Origin of the sequence: Paenibacillus sp. RC67 (assembly GCF_030020805.1) — a bacterium.
In the GTDB taxonomy this organism is placed as follows: Bacteria; Bacillota; Bacilli; order Paenibacillales; family NBRC-103111; genus Paenibacillus_S.
This window is the reverse complement of the sequence record NZ_CP125098.1, coordinates 5334733-5348668: the sequence shown is the minus strand read 5'-3', so window position 1 is coordinate 5348668 and position 13936 is coordinate 5334733. Positions and strand designations below refer to the sequence as shown.

Annotated in this window: 14 protein-coding genes and 3 pseudogenes; 15 read left to right on the top strand and 2 right to left on the bottom strand. The window is 41.9% G+C overall.

The window, feature by feature from the left end; all coding sequences use genetic code 11:
- Nucleotides 1-27: 27 nt before the first annotated feature.
- The 13 genes and pseudogenes from sigK to QMA13_RS24250 all read left to right on the top strand — a co-directional run.
- A pseudogene (gene sigK / locus QMA13_RS24320) lies at nt 28-533 on the top strand (RNA polymerase sporulation sigma factor SigK); the annotation flags it as partial.
- A gap of 777 nt (nt 534-1310) precedes the next feature.
- Nucleotides 1311-2225 carry a hypothetical protein gene (locus tag QMA13_RS24315; protein WP_282936306.1) on the top strand — a complete coding sequence of 305 codons (915 nt, stop codon included), beginning with the start codon at nt 1311-1313 and terminating at the stop codon, nt 2223-2225.
- A 32-nt stretch (nt 2226-2257) separates the two neighbouring features.
- Nucleotides 2258-3064, top strand: coding sequence for a sensor histidine kinase (locus QMA13_RS24310; protein ID WP_282936305.1), 807 nt, complete (start codon nt 2258-2260; stop codon nt 3062-3064).
- A gap of 425 nt (nt 3065-3489) precedes the next feature.
- A pseudogene (locus tag QMA13_RS24300) lies at nt 3490-3681 on the top strand (sigma factor-like helix-turn-helix DNA-binding protein); the annotation flags it as partial.
- Between the two features lie 295 nt (nt 3682-3976).
- Nucleotides 3977-4979, top strand: a pseudogene (locus QMA13_RS36455) (hypothetical protein); the annotation flags it as partial.
- Between the two features lie 444 nt (nt 4980-5423).
- Complete coding sequence (locus QMA13_RS24285; RefSeq protein ID WP_282936303.1) at nt 5424-5807, top strand: hypothetical protein; 384 nt, start codon at nt 5424-5426, stop codon at nt 5805-5807.
- Nucleotides 5804-7168 carry a right-handed parallel beta-helix repeat-containing protein gene (locus tag QMA13_RS24280; RefSeq protein WP_282936302.1) on the top strand — a complete coding sequence of 455 codons (1365 nt, stop codon included), beginning with the start codon at nt 5804-5806 and terminating at the stop codon, nt 7166-7168. The genes QMA13_RS24285 and QMA13_RS24280 overlap by 4 nt, the downstream gene beginning before the upstream one ends.
- Nucleotides 7165-7728 (top strand): nitrous oxide reductase accessory protein NosL, encoded by a 564-nt coding sequence (locus QMA13_RS24275; protein ID WP_282936301.1) that lies wholly within the window; start codon nt 7165-7167, stop codon nt 7726-7728. The genes QMA13_RS24280 and QMA13_RS24275 overlap by 4 nt, the downstream gene beginning before the upstream one ends.
- Nucleotides 7725-8543: an ABC transporter permease gene (locus QMA13_RS24270; protein ID WP_282936300.1), complete on the top strand. Its 819-nt coding sequence runs from the start codon at nt 7725-7727 to the stop codon at nt 8541-8543. Before QMA13_RS24275 ends, QMA13_RS24270 begins: the two co-directional genes overlap by 4 nt.
- Nucleotides 8536-9291, top strand: a complete 756-nt coding sequence (locus tag QMA13_RS24265; protein WP_282936299.1) for an ABC transporter ATP-binding protein — start codon at nt 8536-8538, stop codon at nt 9289-9291. Before QMA13_RS24270 ends, QMA13_RS24265 begins: the two co-directional genes overlap by 8 nt.
- Nucleotides 9284-9826 carry a redoxin domain-containing protein gene (locus tag QMA13_RS24260; protein ID WP_282936298.1) on the top strand — a complete coding sequence of 181 codons (543 nt, stop codon included), beginning with the start codon at nt 9284-9286 and terminating at the stop codon, nt 9824-9826. Before QMA13_RS24265 ends, QMA13_RS24260 begins: the two co-directional genes overlap by 8 nt.
- 87 nt (nt 9827-9913) lie before the next feature.
- Nucleotides 9914-10543: a histidine kinase gene (locus tag QMA13_RS24255; protein ID WP_282936297.1), complete on the top strand. Its 630-nt coding sequence runs from the start codon at nt 9914-9916 to the stop codon at nt 10541-10543.
- A complete protein-coding gene (locus tag QMA13_RS24250; protein ID WP_282936296.1) occupies nt 10512-11162 on the top strand; it encodes a response regulator in 651 nt (216 codons plus the stop codon). The genes QMA13_RS24255 and QMA13_RS24250 overlap by 32 nt, the downstream gene beginning before the upstream one ends.
- 85 nt (nt 11163-11247) lie before the next feature.
- Here QMA13_RS24250 and QMA13_RS24245 read toward each other — a convergent pair whose 3' ends face one another.
- A complete protein-coding gene (locus tag QMA13_RS24245) occupies nt 11248-11955 on the bottom strand; it encodes a response regulator transcription factor (RefSeq protein ID WP_282936295.1) in 708 nt (235 codons plus the stop codon).
- Between the two features lie 308 nt (nt 11956-12263).
- Here QMA13_RS24245 and QMA13_RS36695 point away from each other — a divergent pair, with 308 nt between their 5' ends.
- Nucleotides 12264-12389 (top strand): cytochrome c oxidase assembly protein, encoded by a 126-nt coding sequence (locus QMA13_RS36695; protein WP_481858017.1) that lies wholly within the window; start codon nt 12264-12266, stop codon nt 12387-12389.
- A 58-nt stretch (nt 12390-12447) separates the two neighbouring features.
- Complete coding sequence (locus tag QMA13_RS24235) at nt 12448-12771, top strand: cytochrome c oxidase assembly protein (RefSeq protein ID WP_282936293.1); 324 nt, start codon at nt 12448-12450, stop codon at nt 12769-12771.
- Nucleotides 12772-12775: 4 nt separating this feature from the next.
- Here the strand turns inward: QMA13_RS24235 and QMA13_RS24230 are convergent, their stop codons facing one another.
- The gene (locus tag QMA13_RS24230) at nt 12776-13006 is read right to left on the bottom strand and encodes an SCO family protein (protein WP_349254167.1); all 231 of its coding nucleotides are present in this window, start codon (nt 13004-13006) and stop codon (nt 12776-12778) included.
- Between the last annotated feature and the right edge of the window lie 930 nt (nt 13007-13936).

Genomic DNA, 13936 nt, shown 5'->3' with positions numbered 1-13936 from the left:
GTTTTAAAAATTACATCGTTTCGTGTTCATATCGTCAAAAAATTCGACAACACGGGTGAAGACCTTGAAGACCTGATCTCCATTGGCACCATCGGTTTAATAAAGGCCATCGAATCGTTTTCACCGGATAAAGGCACGAAATTAGCGACCTTTGCAGCCAGATGTATCGAGAATGAAATACTTATGCATTTGCGTTCATTGAAGAAAACACGTAAGGATGTATCCCTTCATGACCCGATTGGTACGGACAAGGAGGGGAATGAAATTACCCTGATCGATATTCTCGGTACAGAAGCCGATGATGTTGTAGATAAAGTGCAATTGAAAATTGAGAAATCCAAAATTTACAAAAATCTCTTGACGATAGGGAGAAAGAAGTGGTAGTGGGACGTTTTGGTCTAGAGCATGGAGGAGAAGAACGGACTCAGCGGGAAATTGCCAAGGAGCTTGGAATATCTCGCAGTTATGTGTCAAGGATTGAGAAGAGGGCGCTGATGAAGCTGTATCATGAGTTTTATAAGGCGAAGCGGTAAGAACAATAAGATGGGCCTGCCTAAACCATTATTGCTATTGATTTTCGAGATTCAATAACTTTCCCTTTATGATAATCAGGTATACATCAAAAATGTATTTCCAAAAGAGCCCATGAGTTCACGGTAGTGAACTGTAACCTCATTTATGGACAGTGTTGAGAAACGGTATTAAAGTCTTAAGCAGCTAGGAGATGACTTCTGAATTCATCCGGAGTCATCTTTTTTAGTTGTCTACTGATAGCGTTCTGAATTGTAGTGAATCACATACTCACTGACGAATAGTGCATGGTCAGAATGGAAGATGGCATCTGGATGAATATTTTCATCCAATCGTTTGAGTATATGTGATGTCTGTAAGGAGAATCTTCTCGGGTTCTTCTTGGATCCAGGAGATTGGGACATGTACGATGTTCTTGCGTCGCTTTAGCTATTTTGCGATATAACCCATGTAATGCCCGTATGTAGATTTCGCCATTTTGTCTATTTGAACATCAGTGCTTTAATTTCATAACCTAAATAATGCATTAGCATACATCGAAAAGGTCGATTATGGTCAGATACCAATATGATTGACCTGTTTTTTGTTATACGGAAACGTTGGTAGGAAAGATAGAACCGACGGATAAGTAAACCGTCGCCTAGAAGGCTTTTGTTACCCTTTTTCTTCTCTTTAAGACCATATAACTCGTTATTTAGTTTAAATAATTTTTTTTTACATAATCCGACATTAGTGAATTATAATAGAGTAACATAAAGCCGTGAGGGAGAAAGAGAATCATGTTTAAATCAATAGAAAAATTCCCATTCAAAACTATATTGATCTTTTTAATTGCAATTATAAGTATGAATGTTACTTATTATCAACATTCAAAAATCCTTTTGTTGAGTCAACAAAAAAAGCAAATAAATATATTCTCTTCAAGTTTAGCTTCAGCAATTAATAAAGAAAGCGAAGGAGAAGCAACATACGAGGAAATGCTTGGTAGAAGCTTAAAGACAGCTGCAATTGCTATTCGAAGTTCCATCGATCCAGACTATCACAAAGTATCGAATGAGGATTTAGTTGAATTGGCCAAACTACTTGGTGTAGATGGGATATCATTGTTTGAAAAGAGAGCCGATGACTTTATAGGTGTAAGATCATCAGATCCAAAAGAAATCAACGCTAGTTCAAAAACATGGGGAATTGTTTACGACGCTCAGCTGCAGCTTTTTGATAAGAAGATTGTAGATATAGGCACCGGATTATCTCTTGAGAATTATTGGAGTGGTCCTATTGATACGGCATCTACGGATGAAAGCAACATAAGAAAATGGGGGTATTATTACGACGGCTCAACCAATTATCTTATTAATCCATATTTAAATGTTTCAAGTAGTTTAGCCCGTTATCGAGATAAGATGGGAGTGGACGTTAGCATCAAAGAACTACTTAATAATAATAAAGATAATCTTTTAGAAATCGCAGTACTGAATCCGGAGAAAATTAGTAAGAATGGACCTACACCTTTTAATAGAGATAATTTCTACTCGGAAAGACTAATTGAAAACGGTTCATATAACTATAGAGACGATAAAGAAAGTCAGAAAATAACGGAAGCATTAGAAACAAATAAACCTGTATTTTATGATGTTAATATAAGTGGAAAAACGATTCTTAAAGTTTTACACCTATTACAACGACCAATTTGAAATATAAAAAAGATGAATTACCTAAAGTCGTAATGATCGCTACCGATTACAGTATCATCAAGAGCACGTTAGAGAAACAATTTAGAGACGTTATATTTTTTATATCCATTGTTACTCTGTTGGTTCTAATTGTTATTTTCCTTCTCTTAATTTTTACTCGGAAAAAGAATGAAGGAGTGGTCCGATCAGTCCAAGATGTATATTTAGATAGTATAAATTCAGTTGTTCAGTCCATTAAAGAACAGCGTCATGACATCATAAATCACATAACAACTATATCCTGGATGCTTAGTTTAAAGAAATATGAAAGTGCACAAGATTATATAAAACCTTTAATCCAAGATGCAAAAATGATGGGAAACAAAATTAATTTAATTGAGATCAATGTTCCAGCTTTAAGCGCAATTGTCCAGGCTAAACTAGCACAATCAGAAGTGCATAGTATTGATATGCAGGTCGATTTCAAAAACATGGAAAACTTACAACTCACGACCATAAAGACCACTGATCTAGTTAGAATTTTGAGTAATCTTATTGATAATGCTTTTGAAGCAGCTATTGAGCTTCCTAATGTTGTTGAAAGAAAAGTTTATGTTGAGGGAACAGTACAATCGAGTCATTTATTATTTAAAGTCCAAAATTCCTGTGAATCAATTTCCCCTAGTATTCAAGCACGGCTTTTCGAACCTGGATTCTCTACAAAAAATGGTAAAAACAACAAGGGGCTCGGACTTCACATAATAAAGCAATTAATTGAAAATTACAAGGGAACTATTGATTTCACTGTTCAAGAGAGTTACGTCGTTGTTTCAATTGATATACCACTAAACGAAAAGTAAATATGCAATGTGATAGAAACTGCTTCATTACTCTAGGAGGGATAAGGCAGATGCATTGCTTCAGTCGGTCACTTGATGGCTTTGCCTAGAGACAACGTTGAAAACACTGAGGTAGACACAATTCTTCTCGAGCTCACAGAAGAGGTTTGGGGATTGTCAACACAAAACTGCACAACTTTTATAAGGGCATGCTCCTTGGACCAGCGGTCCTTTCCCGCTGGTCGCTTGGGCCTTAATTGGTCTTTCCGTTCGATCCGACTTGGCAGACTGCCCCTGCATTCCGATTGCTAAGCGAAAGCCACCCGACCTCCAGATTTACTTTGGGTAAGTCCCGAAACAGGAATCTTTTGAATCCACGGTTGTTCTTGATGTCACCAAATACAGGCTCCGGTTCAATCATCCGCAATTAAGAAATGGAAAATATACAAAATCCAGATATTCTCGACGATAGAGAGAAAGGAGTAGTAGTGGGACGTTTTGGTATAGAGCATGGAGGAGAAGAACGGACGCAGCGGGAGATTGCAAAGGAGCTGGGCATCAGCCGGAGCTATGTGTCGCGGATTGAGAAGAGGGCGCTCATGAAGCTGTATCATGAGTTTTATAAGGCAAAACGCTAAAAAACAGTGATTAATGGGCATGCCTAAATGGCAGGCCGCTTAAACATAATAAAGAAAACTGGTAATGAATTGGACGAGCTTATTCAACTAGTAGATAAAAATATTAACTCATTGAAGAAAACCATCGAATACAATAAAAAATACTATGACTATCCCTTCACAAGTAACTGTGACCGGTAATAAACTTCAGTTCGTCTTCAAATCTCTGAAGGCGAGCAATTCCTATTTGTGGGTATATTATATCCTGCTCTAACCTATAAGCGGCTAGGTTCATTTGCTGTGAGAAGCTTTTCAGAGCCCGTGGGCTCATCCATGGTATAAGTATTTTCAAAGCTTATATAACTTGCCGTACTTCACACAGCTTTTGAGCAACACACTGTTGATCAGTTTTTACAAGCTGGTTTTTGGTATTGTACTGCCGATCATACTTACGCTTTTAGTGAATGTATGCCGAATCATTTGGTATTGGTACTTGATCCAAACCCTAATCTATATGCCATATTTTCTGTCGGAAAGCTCTGGCTTATTCTCAATAAGAGGCTGACGGAAGCGGGATTACAATCCATTCCCTTCATGACATCGACGCTGGTTCCGAAGCATTCTGGTTGCTTCCGATATGTGGCAGTCAAATCGGTTCCGGAGCTATTATTTATTTGGCTGCAATGACCGGAATCGATCCAACGTTATACGAAGCCAGGAGGGTCGACAGGGTGAGAGCCGCTTAAGAATGATCTGGCATATTACGCTTGCCGGCTCCGTCTACCACATCGTAGAATTCGATCCTGAGACTGGGGAGCGGGTCGGAGCATTGGGTGGTCAAGGATATGCGCCGGAATCGGCATGGGCAAGAGGCGCGGCATGGGCACTGTACGAATTGGCACTTTGCTCCCATTATACGAAGGACGATAAGTATTTGCAGGGAATTAAGAAGGTGGCCCACTATTTCCTGGCCAATTTGCCGGAAGATCTCGTTCCTTATTGGGATTTCCGTTTGACAACACAAGAGGGCGTGCCAAGGGGCTCCTCTGCTGCGGCGATTGCAGCGAGCGGTCTTCTGCTGCTGGCGGAGATGCTGCCTGCGGAAGAAGGACGATTGTACGAGATGTCGGCCAAACGTATTCTGAAATCGATGGCGGATCATTACGCGATTTGGGGATGCAAGTGACGAAGCGATACTACTCCACGGTACAGGTCACTGGCCTGCTAATAAAAACATTGATGTCGGCTTGATATATGGCGTTTTTTATTTCGTAGAAGCGTTAGCCAAGCTGCGAGGACAGACAGAGCTGTTCAGGTAAATAAGAAGGATGAAAAAGAAATATGCAACCAGGCCCTTAACCTTGTCATGATTATGGAGATCAATTGAGGTTGGACTCCATCAGTGTCCATACCTCAAACATGAATAAGTTAATGGAAAACAGTCCGATCGCTGACCTTTCTTCTTATTCGTTTAAAGATTTGCACGATCTTAGGCATAAAATCTCTTTTGCCTTTCTACGATGTTCGTTTTAGGTTTCCGTGCAAAACATACAGCAGCATTGTGAGATAGAGTCCTTATCTACTTGCTGCTTTCCATAAGCCGACGCAAAATGCGTCGGTTCTTTTTATATCAAACCAGAATTTCATATGTTGTTCCCAATATTTTCACACGATGTTAACCGTAATAGCCCTATCGGGTGATAGGAATCGGAGACATAAAGCGTAGAATTAGAATTGGAATTTGTATGGAAAGGAGCAGTGACATGAGACACACCATCGCGTCAATTGTACTTGGCGGTCTTCTGCTGTTGAGTGTAACGGGTTGTTCTTCACCGCAGCAAGGACAGGATCCTGCCAAGGTTAAGGTTGAACTGGCTTCAGAACCTGCCAATGTACAGGTGGGACAAAAGGTAAAGCTGATAGCTAATATCTCGGGGTTAGCCGAAGAAGAGGGGGCCAACGTTCAGATCGACATTCGCAAATCAGACAATAGCATACTTCCGGATACGAAGGATGCGAGCTCGATAGGAAAAGGACAATATTCAGTAGAAAAAACTTTCGAAAAATCGGGAGCCTATTCGATCTATATTCATTTGTACCAAGGAGATCTGCACATCACGAAAAAGAAAGAGCTGCAGGTGTCATGAGCAGCAAGCTGAAGCTGCGGCATATCTTTCTACCAATCGTTAGCTTGATTTATTTTTGTTTGTTATGGACTTGGAATCCCCACAGCGTGAGGTCCGCGCATAGCTTCTCAAGCAGCGAGCTTCAGGCATTAATTAACCTAACGCCAGAAGGAGATACGTTGATTTTACCGGAAGGGAGTTACCTTGGACCCATATTTCTAGATAAGCCCATCTCGATTGAGGGCAAGGGAGCGGTTGAAATTATTGGCGAAGGTGAAAAATCGCCCGTGATTCAAATCGTGGCCGATAAGGTAACTTTGCGAAACCTGAAGATTAGTCAGCCATCGGGAACCGATAATTCCGCTGTGCTAATAACGGGGAATAAAGCATTGTTGGATACAATGACAATTGATACCCGTTCCTATGGAATCGTCCTAAGGGATGGAGGGCAGCACGAAATATCCAATACTACCATCCAGTGGGAACCACCTTCCATAGCACAGCAGAAAATAAATCTTTCAGACAAACGCAATGGAATCGATCTTTTTAATTCGCATGATAACCGAATCCATAATAATCGTATTTCTCAAATGAATGATGGAATTTATTTGGAAAGCAGTAACCGCAACATTGTCGAGAATAATAAGATTGATCATTCACGTTATGGCATTCACTGCATGTACACTAACGAAACTATGGTTCGAGGCAATTATGGTGAATTCAATGTAACTGGTGCGATGGTCATGGGGGTCCGAGATGCCGAGGTGACCGGAAATACTTTTGTCAAACAAAGCGAGAATGTCAATTCACAGGGTTTGCTGCTGTTCGACGTTCAGACTTCCCGAATTAAGAACAACAAAGTCGAGGATAACCGGGTCGGTCTGTATATTGAGCAGTCTCATAAGAATGAATTCGTACACAATGAGGTCAATCAAAATTTTGTTGGGATTCAGTTTCTGGAATCCAATCAAAATCATTTTATGAATAATCAATTTGTTGGCAATGTCATTCCAGCTGAAGCTAATGAAAGCAGTAATAATGAATTTGAGCGAAATTATTGGGACGAATTTCATGGGATAGATATAGATGGAGATGGGCTAAGTGATATTTCATATCCAATGAATCCCTTTTTCCAGCGTCTAACCTCATCTACGCCTGCCTTTCAGCTTTTTTTTCAATCACCGGGGATGCAGTTCCTGGAAGGTATGTACTCGGCGGGGAGGGAAGAATGGTCAACCGACATGGCTCCATTAATGAATCCTGAAGGCCTAGAGCCTGCACCAACTAAACATGCAAATGAGCAAAAAGTTTGGATACTGGGGCTTCTGCTCTTTCTAAGTTCCATAACGACAATCACTTTCTTGGGGGTAAAAAGAACATGAAAAAATCCATTTGGATATCGATTTCAATGGTTTTGATTTTAGTTTTGTTAGCGGGATGCGGCAAGGAAAAGTATACAGCTATTCCTATCAATGAAGCTACGGACAAGTGTGCTATCTGCAATATGCAGGTCAAGGACGATGCTTTCGCTGTGCAGTTAACGACCAAGGAGGGGAAAAACTACAAATTTGACGATATTGGCTGCATGAATGAATGGACTAATAAAAATGGGATTGAGACGGTAGGAGCTCAATTTGTTAGAGATTATAACACGAAAGAATGGATTTCGTATAACACAGCTTCTTATGTGTACGATGCTTCACTGAAAACTCCGATGGCTTATGGCATTTATTCCTTTAAAGAAAAATCATCGGCGCAAAAATTCATGGATGAGCAAAAAAAAGGAAAGCTGATGACAACGGCAGATTTAAAGACCCATACATGGGAGAGGGCAAAAGGAATGATGGATATGGGTGGACATGATCATGACAAAAACGCACATTCCGAATCCGAAAACAGTATGAAGATGGGTAGTGACAATAAAGGGATGCATGGACAATGAACTTCGTTCACATTGCACTTAGGGAAGTAAAACTTGGATTTCGAAATCCATGGGCTTATTCCTTCATGATCCTGTTCACCGTCTTCAGCTTATCCTTGCTATTGATTAATTCACAAAATTTTGTTGAAGGGTACTCTAGCGCCACCTCAACGATGCTGAATTTTATATTGTATTTACTACCATTGATGACTTTGTTAATCGGTTCCTTCTCTCTAACAGCGGAGAAGGAAGAGGGAAGCTGGCAGTTGCTCTCGACATACCCTATACGTACCCTTTCATTCTTATTGGGGAAATATGCCGGACTAGCGATGGTTCTACTGACTATAATTGCATTTGGCTTTGGAGTTACCGGCATCGTAGGAGCAATTTCCGGAAAAGGGCTGGATTTTCAAACATTCGGGTTGTTCATCGTGTTTTCGGGCGGACTTATTATCCTGTTTCTTGCTGTTGCTCTTTGTATAGGCACATGGGCCCGCAATCGTTGGCAGGCTTTGACGCTTGGTGTTGCGACTTGGTTTTTTGCAATTATTGGGTGGCCGACTATACTTATCGCTGTTCTTGGTCTATTGCCTTATTTATGGATCAAGCCGTTGTTGACGGCCTTGACGTTGCTTAACCCGGCCGAATTGGTACGTTGTTTTGTCGTTGTGAAGCTTGGTGGGGGTGCAGCGCTTGGCCCGGAATACTATGAATGGATTCGTTGGATTAAAGAGCCCACAGGGACTTGGGGCTTTGCTTTGCTGTGCTTGATTTGGGTAGGCGCAGCGATGAGCTGTGCTCATTGGGTATGGGAGAGGGGGCGTTCCCGTGGATAAGCCAGTACTGCTCCTGGAGAAAGTTACGAAGCGGATAGACAAGCAGCAGATTATCCATTCCGTGGACTTTAATCTGTGTCAAGGCCAAGCTCTTGCGCTTTGCGGCGGCAACGGCGCTGGTAAAAGCACCATTCTTCGTATGATCGCCGGCATCCTTCAGCCATCAAGTGGCACCATTGAAGTAAATGGATTCAGCTGGAAGCAGAATCGACAAGGCTACGCAGAGCAAATTGGCTATATGCCGGACGATTATTTGTTTGGTCAAGGCTTGTCAGCTGAAGAAACATTGATGTTCTGGGCCTCGCTTCGCAAGGTGTCCAAGGACAGAGTCCGCGAGATTCTACGCATCGTTGGACTCTATAAGGTGAAGTCCAAATCAGTCTCTTCCTTCTCCAAGGGAATGCGGCAGCGCTTGCTGTTTGCGCAAGCCTTATTGACAAAGCCGCCGGTGCTTATCATGGATGAACCTACTAACGGGCTAGACCCTTATTGGCTGGAATCCTTCATTTCACTTGTGCGTTCTGCTAAACAGGAAGGTCACGCCGTCATTTTCTCTACCCATCAGCTGCAGATTGCGGAGGCTGTAGCGGATCAGGTTGTATTTTTGAAGGAAGGCCGGATTATGGAAGAGGGGCCAGTGAACACGTTTTATCAAAAATATGGAAGCTCTGGTCTTCAAGGTGCCTTTAATCGTCTGTTTGGTTTACCGACCAATGGTCAGTCGAGTGGAGGAGATACCATTGAATAATTCAATGCTAAGACAAACAAAGATGATCTGGGTAGTCTGCGCACTTATGGTGATCGCATTAGTGTATACACTTATGACCACAAGCTTCAATAAGTCTAGTGAATCGATCCGAGTCGGTTCCACAGCTCCGGAAATTCGAGTAACGACACTGGATGGCTCCACGGTAAAGCTGTCGGACTATCGAGGCAAAGGAGTTCTTCTTAATTTCTGGGGCTCATGGTGCGGCCCCTGTGTGAGTGAAATGCCACGGCTTAAAGAGGCTTATGAATCAGGTATGAATGGAGTCGAAATTGTGGCTGTCAATGTTGGGGAATCTAAAGGAACGATTATGGAATTTAATCAAAAGCATCAGCTTCCTTTTCCAATCATGACCGATCCAACAGGGGAAGCGGCTGAAGCATATCGGGTGAACGGGCTTCCTGCTACGTTTCTTGTGAACTCACAAGGTCAAGTGAAGCAAATTTTTCCCGGAGAATTGTCGAATACGGAGCAGATTAAAGCGTTACTGAAAAGTGTCCAGCCTGGGACTTGGTAGTAGTTACCGTAACCTATGAACGCCGTACCCAAGGTACGGTTGTTTGTATATGACCCATGCTTTGTTTGAAAAGGAGTAGGTAAATCCATGCTGTACAAGCATCTCAAGAGTTTGATATTAATTATTCCAACATTAACGATAGGGCTTTGGGAATATGTGAGGCATGCATTTTTCCTGCCGTACATCTCTATGGAGCTTGGAAATTGGCTGGCGCCATTAATCGTCTATTTTGTAACGATGACTCTTCTGCGTAAATTATTCGCCCTGATGGAACAGCTGCATGAAGAGCTTCAGCAGGAAAAGGCGGGCAAAGCTGTGCTTGAAGAAAGAGAAAAAATGGCGAAAGAGCTACACGACGGGATTGCCCAATCACTATTTCTATTATCCGTAAGGGTAGACAAGCTTGCACCTAGCTTTGTGTCAACAAGTCCAAGTTCAGCTTCCTCCAGTGAAGCTTATCCTAGCTTGCGTAAAACGGTTCGGGAAGTTAATGAGTACGTCCGCCAAGCGATTGCAAATTTAAGATATCCCGCTAACGTGGAGTCTGAGCCATGGCTGTCATCTGTGACTCGTTTAATTCGGGATTTCTGCGAAGATACGGGGATTCTTGTGAATATGGACTGGAAGCTCATCATAGAACGCAGAGAAGCACGAACGATATTGGAAATCAGGAAAGGGGACCGTTATGAATCCGATACGAATTCTTCTTGCAGATGACCATTCTTTTGCCCGGGCAGCTATGAAAGACATTATCCAAGCGGATGATTCCTTTGAAATCGTAGGAGAGGCTGTAAACGGTCGTGAAGCAGTGCTTATGGCAGAACAAACCATGCCGGATATTATTTTGATGGATATCTCCATGCCGGAGATCGACGGTTTGGAAGCCACCAAACTGATTAAAGATCGCTTTCCTTATGTAAAAATCATCATGGTGACCGTTTCGGACGATATCACTCACTTGTTTGAAGCCATTAAGAGGGGAGCGCAAGGCTATTTGCTTAAAAATCTGCACCCTGCCTCATGGCATGAGTATTTGCGGGCTGTTGCATTTGATGAAGCTCCCATGTCGCGGGAGCTGGCCGTTCGTTTACTGAAGGAATTCTCATCTGTGCCCGCGACCATTCCAGAGAAATCTCCTTTAACATCACGTGAACAGGAAATACTGAAATGCGTGGCGCGTGGAAAATCTAACAAGGAAATCTCAGTGGACCTGTGTATCTCGGAGCATACTGTCAAAAATCATTTGAAAAACATTCTTCAAAAGCTGCATCTGGACAATCGTGTCCAATTAACGCGTTATGCCTATGAAAAAGGCTGGATTCGGATTACGAAGTAAAGAGCAAGAAGGAGCTGGTGTTCACTCCTAGAAGCTAACAAGCCTGTATTTTACAGATATTTCTGTTATATAAGGAGCTCCAGCTTTATCTGGTGGGGTCAAACTTATATCCGATCCCCCAGATCGTTTTGATTGCGTTGGAGAACGAAGGGTAGGCAGCATCGAATTTATCACGAAGCCTTTTGACATGGGAATCCACGGTCCGGTAATCGTTATATGCCTCACAGCCCCACACCTCCCGAATTAAATCCTTACGGGAAAGAGTTTTGCCGAAGTGTATTGCAAAGAATCTAAGCAAATCGTATTCCTTGGGGGTTAATGCCAACTCCTCATTGTTGAGAGTTACTCTATGTGCATGATGATCAATGGTTAGAGGGGACAAAATCAATTTATCGCTGTGGAATCTTTCCCTTAAAGCAATGTCCACTTTTGTTCTTTTAAGAATCGCATCAACTCGACACAGCAGCTCTCTAGGACTGAACGGTTTAGTCACATAATCGTCAGCTCCAGCCTCAAAGCCTTTTAAACGGTCGCTTTCGTTTGCGTTAGCTGTTAGCAATATGACCGGGGTTGTTTTCATACTTTTTAATAGTTGGCAAACTTCAAGTCCTGAAATTCCTGGCATCATCCAATCGAGAATAACAATATCGAAGTCTTCTGACAATGCTTTATTTAGTGCTGTTTCACCGTCTTCGGCTATATCAATAACGGCGACCTCATGATTTAGATACAATTGGATAAGCCTGCGAACATGCACTTCATCATCAGCTATGAGAATATGAAATGGGGACATCCTTATCGCCTCCTATGATTCAATTGTAACCTGATCAGGAAGGTGGCACATGGCACTATCGAGTTATTACGTTGACGTAACCTTGAACAAACAGTGACTTCTTTATGAAGTCAAAATAGCTCTTCGGGGTCATTTTGAAGGTAATCGTTCTTATGATGATAAGGTTACATTTACAATAAGGAGGGCCATTGAATTTGTTCGGCCACCTTTGGTTCAGTGTAGGGCTGCCAGTCAAGTAGTTCGGGCTTGTACAAAATTGCAAAGCCAGTAAGGGAGCCGCGGCATTCCTTGGAAATCCTCTCGTCGCTTTGTTTCTGTTTAACGGTGCATTTTCCTTTTACCATATTCCCCGCATATTTGATGCGGCAATGTCCAATTATGCGCTCCACAATGCGCTTCATCTATTGCTGCTCATTGCAGCCTTCGGGTTATGATGGCCTGTATTTAATCCTGTCAGCAAGCATGCTCTAAGTCCTCTGAAAAAGAGGGAAGATGGGATACATCTTCTTGAACGGTATTTTGCTGACCCCGGCCTGCGCATTGATTATTTTTGCCAATGATATCCTGTATGATACGTACTCTAGCAGATCGCATTTGCTGTGCTTGCCTTTTTATTTGGTTACGGTCGAGAGGTTGACGCTGACTGTGAGCTGGCTAACACCTTTAAGCGATCAACAGCTAGGGGGCGTTGTGATGAAAATTGTCCAAGAGGTGTCGTACGACTTTATGCTGGGATATGTGTTTTTTCAATGGTACCGTAAAGAAAAAGCAGAAGCAGAGGATACGAATTATCCGCTACTCCAAAATGAAACCTAGTTATTTAGGATCCGGCTGCTAGCCGGATCCTTTTTATGATTTCATCGTTATTCATTTCATCTCCTATTTTGAATATTTTAAGGATTTTGCCGGATGAATCGACAAGCATTAAAGAAGTGACGCTATGAACGAATGTATCGTCCGGCAGCTTCTGAACCAGCACGCCGAAGCTTCTGGCAACATCTGCCGTCTTTTTCTCAGTGCCAGTTAACAAGGTCCATCCGCTGTAGTTCATACCCATTTTGTCGCCGTAAGCTTTGAACACTTGGGTTTTGATTTTTTTATATAATCCTAATCGGAACAGATTCTTGTCATCCGAACTAATAAAGACGAATGAGCCTGAATTGGCTCAGAAAAATTTATATAGTGGTGAATGGACGGTATTGCTATAAGTACGCAGGCTAAATACGGAAGAACATGGCCGATTTGAAGAGTATCGGTTGGACTAAAAGAGTCACCATAGATTTGTATGATGAAGTCTATGGTACTGACGGTCGGGTATATGACATACTGGGTTGTCTTAAACGGGGTGCAGCAATCTACACTGCCAATAATAAGCTTAGGGATGACCATCATACCCGGATGCATCGAGTTGTTCGATAAGTACAGTCCATCTTCAAAGAAATGGATTAAGGATAGCCTGATTTTCGAAACTTTGATTGGGAAAACGGACAATAAAAAATCACCTATATCTAAGAAATAGGTGAAAAGTGGGTAATGACGTCAGCTAATAACGTCACAGTTTATAATATGAGTTATTTTTGTTTGGTGTGTAAAGCATGTGAATTAGTAAAAAAAATCCCCTATGTCAATAGACAGAGGGTAGTAAATGAGTGTTGAGGCTGAGCAGGTAGCTGAGGATCTTCTTGCCGAATCTCCAGTTTTATATTATGCGTCATTTCTTCCTTTAGCTTGGGGTACAAACCATAAAGCCAGTATTATGAAAATGAATATTCAAATCCATGGGCGGGCTAAACGTGGCAAATGTAACACATAAATGCAATCAATCACGATGGAAAGTTACGTTGTTTTCGAGAATGCTGACTTTGACCTTAAACATATTCCGACAGATGAAAGATACGGATGCTACGAATTCGATAGACCTCATTGTAACGAATGCAGAAAAGAATTTTTAGTTCTAGTCATCCCTCTTTACATCGTTCTT